Here is a 9,959-nt window from a genome sequence, read left to right as displayed (position 1 = left end):
TGTATCGGAATTTAACAAACAACCCTCGACGCATGGGAATTACCGTTTTTTTTATCAAACAACCCAAGGACAGTGTTCAGACACAACAGGGTGGTATTCTTCAGGATGGAGCACCCTCGACGGGATTTGGCCTCCGCTGATGAACAGTTTATTGTGGCAATTGACTTCAAATCTGAAAGAAAACTACCAACAAATTAAAAAGGTGAAAGATGTTTATATGCAAAAAAATACAGAACTCAACCGTGAAAGTGGCGGAAACGCATTCCAGCTCAGACTACAGAACATAGCTTTCGTTCAAAATAAAATTTATACCCTAATCCGGGTTAACCTACCCTAATCCCCCCTTTGCCATGAAAATCCATTATATCCTCATTTTTTCCCTGCTATTTTTTGCAGAGAATTTGGCTTTTTCACAAACATGGGAAGAATATGCAAAACAAGAAGAAGCCAATTACAACAAGTTTGTAAAAGAACAAAACGACTGTTTGGATAAACTCCGAAAAGAATATGATACATATGTTAAGCAACAAGATAAACAATTTTCGGATTACCTGAAACAGGAATGGAAAAATTATGCAGTATTTGCAGGGGAAAAAGCACCTGCAAAACCCAAACCTGTAAAAGTACCCGAATATATCCCTCCCCAAAAACCCAGAGAAAATTGGAATAAAATACCCGTTAAGCCTTCCCCTGTTAAAATAGAAAACAAACCGGATTTGCCACAGCTATCGTTGTTACCCCTGCGAAAACCATCCACAGAAATTAAAGAGTCAAATGCTTCCAGTTTTGATTTTTACGGACTACCTGTTTACCTCGAATTTGATGCATTTTTGCAAAATATCCCGGCAAACGGAAACGGAAAACAATCCATCGCCACTTTTTGGGATAAAGCAAGTGCTACAGGATATTCTGCAACGATTGACGATATGCTTTCTATCAAAAGTAAGCTCAACCTGAACGACTATGGTTATATGATGCTGGTTAGAAAGTTTTCACAATACCTTTATCCGTCAAACAGTAATACTGCAGAATTACTCACGTGGTTCATATTGGTACGTTCGGGTTACGGAGCACGTATTGCCTACCAGGATAACTCTATTTTACTCCTTATACCCTCACCCGACCAGATTTATGAAGTAAGTTACCTCGCATTAGAGGGAGTGAAATACTATGTGCTTTCGCCCTATGACGGTAAAAACATGTTTACTTATGCAAAAGATTACAGCGTGTCGTGCAAACCGTTCGATTTTAACATTACCACCCCTTTAACTTTTAGTGGGAAAAAAATGGCAAAAAAAGTTAGTTTCACATATGATGAAAAATCGTACGAAGTGCAAATGGAATATGACCCCGATCTTGTAAATTTCTACAAGGACTACCCTTTGCTCGAACTGGATATTTATTTTAATGCTGCTGTATCGCAACAAGCAAAAGAATCGCTTGCACAATCCATCAAACCTCTGATTGCAGGAATGAATGAAGCCGATGCCGTGAATTTTCTTCTGAATTTTGTACAAACGGCATTTGCTTACAAAACCGACCCTCAGCAATTCGGAAAAGAAAAATTTTTCTTTGCAGAAGAAGTATTTTTTTATCCCTTTTGCGATTGCGAAGACCGTTCGGTACTATTCTCCTACTTGGTTCGTGAACTCATTGGTTTAAAAGTAGTAGGGCTCGAGTACCCTGAACATATGGCTACTGCCATACATTTTAACAGCGACCAATCCGGCGACTATCTGATGTATAAAAATGAAAAATATATTGTTGCCGATCCCACCTATATCAATGCACCCTTCGGGCTCACTATGCCTCAGTACAAAGATGTTTCTCCTCAAATTCTCGAAATCAATTTTGGAAAAGTTGACTTACAAGAGCAGGAAACATTCTGGAAAACAGCAGAAACCAAAAGTTGTTTCAGGGGAAGCAACCAACAAAATTTTAAAGAACTACCCCAGGGTGGAGCCATTTACACCGGATATTATACCGAAACAACGCAATTAGGCACATTCCCCTTCGGGAAAAAGGGCAGTGGTAACAGTTGTTTCATTGCCAAAACTAATGATAAAGGAGAAATAGTTTGGGCATATCCGTTTGTTTCTGAAGCTAACAGCGTAGGGCTGGCAGTAGAAAATGGGAAAAACAACCAGATTCTTCTTGCCGGAACATTTACCGGAAAACTGACTTTTGCCGGAAAAACTATTCAGGCAAATGACCAAAAAGGCGACGTGTTTATTGCAGAATTTAACGCAGATGGTGCTCCACAATGGATTCAGAAAACAGGGCTCGACAGCCTGCCAGCAGACATATCCCTTGTTTTTTCCGTAACCATAGCAGCTGATGGAAGCTCCAAAGTACTGAAATATAGCCCTGCAACCGGAGAATTGATAGCCGGTGGGCTATATCATTTGCCTGGCGGAGAATGTGTATTTACCGGAGTAACCACTGCTGCCTTAGCAACTTCAGGCGCATCCAAAACCATTACTTTTGCCAGTGAAGCCGAACTCAGCGTGCCCGAAATGCTGAAATCCGAAAGCGATAATTTTATTGCACGACAAACCGAAAAGTCAATTGCCGGTTTATTTGCCGCTGTGCGACTGGTGAAGTTCATGGGAGTAGAATTATCGGGAAAATTTGCCCAACAAGCACTTGACAGATATAACCCCGGGTTTAAAAGAAACTGCCCTGCCATTTATAAAAATCTGGGAAAAATTTCTTTCCTAAAAAATTCAAAAGGCATCATTACCATAATTACTGACAATGGACAGGATATTATGTTTGATAAAGTTAAAATCACCAATAAATCAGCTATTGCCATTGCAGAACTTGCCGGAGGTGACTATAAAATAGACATAATTTCTGGTATTAAAGTCGGGAAAATGGTTGTTTGGTATAATCTGAATTTTATCAAAATGATTCGAAAAAATGGCAACTTGCTCTTTGACTATGATACCGACCATACTCAAACAACTGTAAATGTTAAAAAAGATATTTTAAACTGATAATTTGCTATATTTACCATCGGATTTCCCGGAGACACCCTACCCATGAGAAAAAAATTACTGATAAGCGGATTCCTGTTCTGGATTATTTCAGTAACCTCTTTTGCACAAATCATTGAGGTGAATAATTTTCCATTTCAGTTGCTAACTACTGACATCAGCCCTAATGATGCAATAAGGAAGACTATCAAAGAAGCCCTATCAGCTTGTATTCAGCAAAAAATGGGCGTTTCTGTGATTGACCTTACTAATTTTCAACGGACAGAAACCAATTCAACCTACAAGGAATACTTCAACAATTTTATGATGCAATTTTCACTGGGTTATGTATCAGGATACGAAATTATAGACACAATCCAAAATCTGCAAAGCGGTGGCGTGATTGAAACAACCATCAAAATGAACATCCGGTTGCGACAGCCTCAATCTGAAGACCCTTTTGGATTGTATGCTAAAACCAATGCCTCTTTTTTCCATAACCAAGACCAGCTTTTTATGGAATATTCCGTAAAAAAGCCCGGCTACATCTATATTTTCGACATGACATGGAAAGACGAAGTAGGCTTGCTCGTAGAATCACAGGAAAAAATTGAGCAAAACCGCAAGTACATTTTTCCACCCGAAACCTGGCCATTTAAATTGGTGATGGAAAAAGAAGCTAAAAACGATTTTGAATTTGGCTGCATGATTATCCTCATTTCCCGGACACCATTAAATTTTGGAATAAAACCACTTGGATCACATCCTGGTGCTAACAGTTTTATCAGTATTAGGGAATTTTTTGAAATTATTAACGTGATGCATGGCGAATATAGCATTAAATATATTCCTTATTGTATTGAATAAGTGTTATATATAAAATAATGTATTGTAAACCTAAAAATAATTTATATGAAAAAATTTGTACTTATTCTTATTTTCTTGTTTCCATTGTTTGCAGTAGCACAATACGAAAAAATGCTTGATGCACTCGAAGACAGCGAAGAAGAAATAGTAAACGGGAAACTGGTACTCCGGTTTTTTGATGCCGAAAAAGGTACGGCTGTTGAGAATGCTACCATAGCGATAGAAGGTGCAGGAAATTATACAACCGATTTACAAGGCAGAGCGCTTATTGATACCATTCCTGATGGAAAATATGGATTTCGTTTTGAAAAAAAGGGTTATATTCCTGCAATTTACACCTTCGAAATCATTGCAGGAACTATTTTTTACAACCGGTTCTCCGTTTGCCCCGAAATCGAATTTGGAGTTCTTCGGGTAGTAGTTGAATGGGCAAAACGGCCCGATGATCTCGACCTGCATCTCATCAAACAAGGTGGTTACCATATTTCATTTCAGAATGCCCATACTTCTGACGACGGTTCAGCGCAGCTTGACCGCGACGATCGCAATGGTTTTGGTCCGGAAACCATTACCATTAAAAGTATTGATAATTCGGCAACCTATACCTGCTATGTGAAGGACTTTACCCATAGCAACCGTCCGGGAAGCGAACGACTTTCGAAATCGAAAGTCGTTTGCAGGATATATGGTAATAACCAGTTATTAAATACATTAACTATCTCTCCTGAACAAGAAGGTACAACCTGGAATATTTTCGAAATCCGGAACGGTAAAATTGTTGTTATCAATACATTAGGAAATCAATATTAGTAATACACTATAAATTATATTGTTATGAACCGAGAATGTTTATATAAAAACACAAACCTGCATGAAAATAATAACATGCGATCTCCATCCGGCATATTAATAACAAATTATTTTCGGATGAAACGAAATAATATACTCACATTTACAGCCCTGCTGGTACTTACGGCTTTTTTGTTCCTGGGGTCGCTTTCCTGCAAAAAGTTAGATATAAAACGTTTAGCCGCCATTCAAACAGAAAATGCTTACGATATTAATTCCAATTCAGCAAAGCTCAAATGCTCCGTTATTGATCTTGGTGACAAAAGTTTTTATCAATTGGGCTTTTTCTATTCAACAAGCCCGGATGTAGATGAGTCAGATGTGAAAATAGAAATTTATGATTACCCTGATACAGGTGTTTACTACACATATTTATCAGGATTACAAGAAAACACAAATTATTACCTTAAAGCATTCATGTATAACGGAACAGATTATGTTTTAGGCGAAGAAAAAAACTTTAGCACTACCCCTCTTACAGGTTTGCCTACCGTAACCACTTACTCTCCTGTTTACAATATTACTTCCACAACTGCTGAATGTAGAGGAGAAGTAACTAACGACGGAGGTTATACTGTATATGCACGTGGCGTCTGCTGGAGTATTTATTCTAACCCTACTATTTCCGATGCACATACAAACGATCAGAGTGGAATGGGAACATTTTATAGTTATATGACCGATTTACAACCAAATACAACATATTATGTAAAAGCATATGCTTCTAATACTTATGGAACTGCATATGGCAGTCAAATTTATTTCACTACATTAAGTGGTGGTGCCCAAACACACACCTTCCGGTGGGACGACGGCACCAACCATGATGGCATTGGATTAACCGAAGGAGGTTCCTTTCATGCTGCTATTCGTCTCGACCCATCACATCTTGCTGATTATAATGGTTGGAGAATAAATAAAATAACTTTTTACCCAAAAAGTAGCTCCACACAATACGCTATCGAAGGGTTTGTCGGAAGCGACCCCAATCCCGAAAGCCCGGTATTTTTTCAAAGTATTCTTTCGCCTGTAATAAATGCTTATAATGAAATCCTGTTAGCTACAAACGTTTACATTGATGCCTCCCAGGAATTACATGTCGGAATTAAATGCATGAACCAGCCGGTTGGCGAATATCCTGCAGGCGTTGATGACGGACCGGCAATAGCAGGCTACGGTGATTGCATTCACAACGGAAGTTGGAACAACCTTTCCACTTACAGCTTGAATTACAACTGGAACATAACAATGGAAGTTTCCAGTGCTAAAGGAGAAACAAAGATACTCACTGCTGATTCACAACCTGTTGCAAAAACACAAATAACCTATTCAAAAAGTAAGGGCAAAGCAGTTTCTTCATCAAAAACAATCAAAAAGTAAGAGTATATGAAAACGAAAATATATATAATAATCGCCTGTATCATCGGTTGCATGAGCCAAACAATGGTATTGCATTCGCAAACATCAGAAGTAAGAAACATTGATTTTAACCTTTTAAATGATAAAATTGTAATTACTTACGACATTGTAAATTTCAAGCCCGGTGAACTTTTTAATGTAACTGTAACCATAGAAACAGCAAGCGGACTCAAAACCATCCCCTCAACGGTTACCGGCGACATTGGCTTGGGAATAGCCGGAGGCACTGGCAAAAAAGTGGAATGGGATTACAAAGCCGATAATTTTCAAAGTACAGAAGAACTGTATGTTAACGTTCTTGCCATTTCCAATTTTATTAACAAAGCACAGGAAGAACCCATTACTAAATATAAAGAAATTAAAGGAAAGCGAAGAGTGTCTATCGGAGGTGCCATCGTGAGGTCAATATTTTTGCCTGGTGCGGGAATAACTGCTGCTAAGGGAGGAGGAGCCTATTGGCTTACCGGTATTCTTGCTTATGGATGCGCCGGGGGAGCTTATTATTTCAACATGCAAGCATCTGATAATTACGATAAATACAAAAAAGAATTAATTGACTGGAACAAACGCGATAAGTATTTTAAGGACTCCAAAACACAAAAAGACCTATCCAATAATCTGGGCATAGCCGCAGCAGTAATTTGGGGCGGCGACATGCTTTGGACAATTTTAGCCGCAGCCACATCACGCGATAATCGTCTTACACAACTCGATAACCGCAAGTGGAACGTTTCCTATACTTACGATCCCCGTTCACAAACTCCTATGATTGGTTTGAGATTAAAATTTTAAAAATCAACAATATGAAAAAGTTTTCTTTGCTCATTGTACTATGTTTGAGCGTAACACTTGCTTCTACTCAGACAAAAGTTATCAAGGGAAAAAGCCAGGGCAAAAAAATTGAATTCAACAAAACTTCTACCTTGGTAGGTTCAAAAGCCTTACCCGATTTGGTAATTACTGGTGAAAAATTCACCGACCAAAACGGTAATAATATGATTGATGCCGACGAAAACTGCACAATCAAATTCAAAGTTCAGAACATCGGGAAGGGGGATGCCCGCAATGTGGTGGTAAGAGCCATGCTGAAGGACAAAGAAGTAACCGGATTGAACTTTAAATCCACCTACGAACTGGGAACCATTGCTCCTGAGTCTTCCCGCGAAATTACTATTCCTATCAAGGCTGTCATGGAAATTGAAAACAAGGTTGCTGAATTCAGGATCGAAGTAATAGAAGAAAGAGGGCTGGATGCATTCCCGCTTGAAATGAAAATAGAAACTCAGCAGTTTCAATATCCTGAAATCGTTGTAACTGATGCCATTTTCAGCACAGAAGACGGGGGAACCATCAAACTGAATTACCCCATCACACTAAAACTCATTGTGCAAAATATTGGTCAGGGTTTAGGCAAAAATGTTACTGCAAAATTCATTTTTCCCAATCCCAACTGTTTGGTAATGGACACCAATTTTTTCAACATCGGAAATCTGAAAAGCGGAGAATCCAAAGAACTTAATTTTGAATTTACTGCTAGCCGTCGCTATACATTTAACGAAATCCCGGTTAATATTGATTTAAACGAAAGCTATAATAAATATTCAAAAGATACAGTTTTTTCGGTTAACCTGACCCAAAACCTGCAGGCAAGAAAAAATGTGGTCGTAGAAGGTGTTAAAACCGAAGGACAGCAAATACAAATAGCCTCCTTATCGGCAGAAGTTGATAAAAATATCCCGCCAAATCCAGAAAAACATCCCAACAGGTTTGCTATTATTATTGGTAACGAAGAATATACCAAATATCAGCGCGGACTTGGCAACGAGATTAATGTTGCTTATGCCCGAAACGATGCTACCATTTTTAAAGATTATGTATTTAATACCCTTGGCGTAGAAGAACAAAATATCAGCTTCCTTACCGATGCCACTTCGAGTGAAATTGAACAAAAAATCGATCTTATCAGCAAATTAGCTACAAAAACAGGACCCGAAGCAGAAATTATCTTCTACTATGCCGGACATGGACTCCCCGACGAAAACTCCAAAGACCCTTACCTGATCCCCGTAGATGTAAACGGAACCAATTTGAACTTTGCCATTAAATTAACCGATATGTACCAGAAATTGGTCGCCACCGGAGCATCGCGGGTTACAGTATTTTTGGATGCCTGTTTTTCAGGAGGAAGCCGCGAAGCAGGACTTATTGCTGCCCGCGGAGTAAAAGTGAAGCCCAAAGATGAAACCCTTTCTGGCAACCTGGTAGTATTTTCGGCAAGTTCAGGCGAACAATCGGCACTTCCCTATAAAGATAAACAACATGGAATTTTTACGTATTATCTGCTGAAAAAGCTCCAGGAAAGCAAAGGCAACATTTCCTATGCCGATTTATCGAAATATATTCAGAAAAATGTATCTCTCGAATCATTACGTATCAACCAAAAAGAACAAGACCCGCAGGTAAATGTAAGTGCCGACATCATCAATACATGGTCGTCATGGATGATGTATGCACCCCCCGCACCCGCACCCGTACTACCACCCACTGAAAATATTGAAACAAAATAAAAAAATGATGACAAAATATTTACTTACAGCCCTTACTTGTATTATAGCCCTTTCAAACAGCATTTACGCCCAAAAACTTGAATGCTTTCAGTTACAATTGCCCGAAAAACCATTGGTTGATGTTACCCGAATTGCCATACTCGATTTTGAAGGAGACTATGGAAAAGGAAAAGTTCTTTCAGACTATATGATTGCCAACCTGCTCGAAGAAAACAGGGGAATTTATTCCAAAGGAGGTTTTTTTACCGCAACAAAAGAAGGGAAAACCTATCTCCAAGGCGTTAAAACAAATATTTACCAGATTATTGAACGTACCCAGCTCGAAAAAGTGCTGAAAGAACAAAAGTTGAACATGTCGGGCTTGCTCGACGAGTCGCAGGCTGTTTCGGTTGGTAAACTCCTTGGCGTGGAAGTAATCATTATGGGAAATACATCCTATTCATCAAAAGATGAAAATAATACAGTAGAGTACAAAGACTCGAAAACGAAAGCAACAAAATATTCCTACTGTACCGAACGAACTGTTACTGCAGAAGCAAGAATGAAAATAGTTTCAGTTTCAACCGGTGTGGTCCTCGGTACTTATGATACTAAAGCAAAAACATCCGACGACAAATGTGACGAGGCAAGAAATGGACTGGAGAAAGCTGATATTTTAGCAGATAACTGCCTTAAAACTATTGCTAACTCGCTTGTAAACTATTTTTCACCATATTTTGTGTACAGAAAATATAACTTTGAGAAAATTAAAACCGACTCTTTTAAAGAAAAATCAAAACAGGCTATTGAATGTATTGACAACAATGAAATTGATAAAGCCTTTTCAATTTACAAAGCCATTTACGATGCCGATAATTACAATGCAAAAGCAGCCTATAACCTGGGATTGCTTTACGAAATTGTCGGGAATTACTCCCAGGCTGCCGACTATTTCAGCATAGCTACCGAAATTGAATCTGGCGAAAACGACTATAAAGATGCCCTGAAAAGAGCAAACCAGGGTATAGAACTGCTTGTTATGTTAAAAAAGCTGAACATTGAAATTACCCCGCACAATTTTGTTACAGATGCCACGGCTTCCAGCGACAAAATCAAAACTTCAGGAAGTAAGGACGACAGGATTGAAGTATATGAATCACCTGATGCAAAATCGCCTGTAGTTGCCCGCATTCCCGGAAACACTGAATTTACAGTTTTAGAAAAGCAGAGTGAATGGTTTCTGATAAAACTTCTCGGCGGAAAACAAGGGTATCTTCCTAAAAAAAATACTAAGTAAATC

General features: G+C 38.7%; 8 protein-coding genes. All 8 read left to right on the top strand.

Annotated features, from left to right (window positions below):
* Window positions 1-337 (top strand): hypothetical protein (locus M0R21_00810; protein ID MCK9616356.1); only part of this gene is annotated, 337 nt, incomplete at its 5' end.
* 13 nt (window positions 338-350) lie between these two features.
* Window positions 351-2,999 carry a hypothetical protein gene (locus M0R21_00805; protein MCK9616355.1) on the top strand — a complete coding sequence of 883 codons (2,649 nt, stop codon included), beginning with the start codon at window positions 351-353 and terminating at the stop codon, window positions 2,997-2,999.
* A 45-nt stretch (window positions 3,000-3,044) separates the two neighbouring features.
* Window positions 3,045-3,845, top strand: coding sequence for a DUF4384 domain-containing protein (locus M0R21_00800; GenBank protein MCK9616354.1), 801 nt, complete (start codon window positions 3,045-3,047; stop codon window positions 3,843-3,845).
* Between the two features lie 45 nt (window positions 3,846-3,890).
* Window positions 3,891-4,655 (top strand): hypothetical protein, encoded by a 765-nt coding sequence (locus M0R21_00795; protein ID MCK9616353.1) that lies wholly within the window; start codon window positions 3,891-3,893, stop codon window positions 4,653-4,655.
* A 117-nt stretch (window positions 4,656-4,772) separates the two neighbouring features.
* Entirely contained in the window at window positions 4,773-6,074 is a 1,302-nt protein-coding gene (locus M0R21_00790) for a hypothetical protein (protein ID MCK9616352.1), read from the top strand.
* Between the two features lie 6 nt (window positions 6,075-6,080).
* Window positions 6,081-6,905: a hypothetical protein gene (locus tag M0R21_00785; GenBank protein MCK9616351.1), complete on the top strand. Its 825-nt coding sequence runs from the start codon at window positions 6,081-6,083 to the stop codon at window positions 6,903-6,905.
* An 11-nt stretch (window positions 6,906-6,916) separates the two neighbouring features.
* A complete protein-coding gene (locus M0R21_00780) occupies window positions 6,917-8,680 on the top strand; it encodes a caspase family protein (GenBank protein ID MCK9616350.1) in 1,764 nt (587 codons plus the stop codon).
* 4 nt (window positions 8,681-8,684) lie between these two features.
* Window positions 8,685-9,956 (top strand): hypothetical protein, encoded by a 1,272-nt coding sequence (locus tag M0R21_00775; protein MCK9616349.1) that lies wholly within the window; start codon window positions 8,685-8,687, stop codon window positions 9,954-9,956.
* Window positions 9,957-9,959: the final 3 nt, after the last annotated feature.

Source organism: Lentimicrobiaceae bacterium, assembly GCA_023227965.1.
GTDB lineage: Bacteria > Bacteroidota > Bacteroidia > Bacteroidales > JALOCA01 > JALOCA01.
The sequence above is the reverse complement of the archived record's forward strand: the minus strand, read 5'-3'. Positions and strand labels throughout refer to the sequence as shown.

What these genes read in the sequence shown, in the direction of transcription:
- M0R21_00805 (MCK9616355.1), top strand. Translation starts at nt 351, where the DNA reads ATGAAAATCCATTATATCCTCATTTTTTCCCTGCTATTTTTTGCAGAG.
- M0R21_00800 (MCK9616354.1), top strand. Translation starts at nt 3,045, where the DNA reads ATGAGAAAAAAATTACTGATAAGCGGATTCCTGTTCTGGATTATTTCA.
- M0R21_00795 (MCK9616353.1), top strand. Translation starts at nt 3,891, where the DNA reads ATGAAAAAATTTGTACTTATTCTTATTTTCTTGTTTCCATTGTTTGCA.
- M0R21_00790 (MCK9616352.1), top strand. Translation starts at nt 4,773, where the DNA reads ATGAAACGAAATAATATACTCACATTTACAGCCCTGCTGGTACTTACG.
- M0R21_00785 (MCK9616351.1), top strand. Translation starts at nt 6,081, where the DNA reads ATGAAAACGAAAATATATATAATAATCGCCTGTATCATCGGTTGCATG.
- M0R21_00780 (MCK9616350.1), top strand. Translation starts at nt 6,917, where the DNA reads ATGAAAAAGTTTTCTTTGCTCATTGTACTATGTTTGAGCGTAACACTT.
- M0R21_00775 (MCK9616349.1), top strand. Translation starts at nt 8,685, where the DNA reads ATGATGACAAAATATTTACTTACAGCCCTTACTTGTATTATAGCCCTT.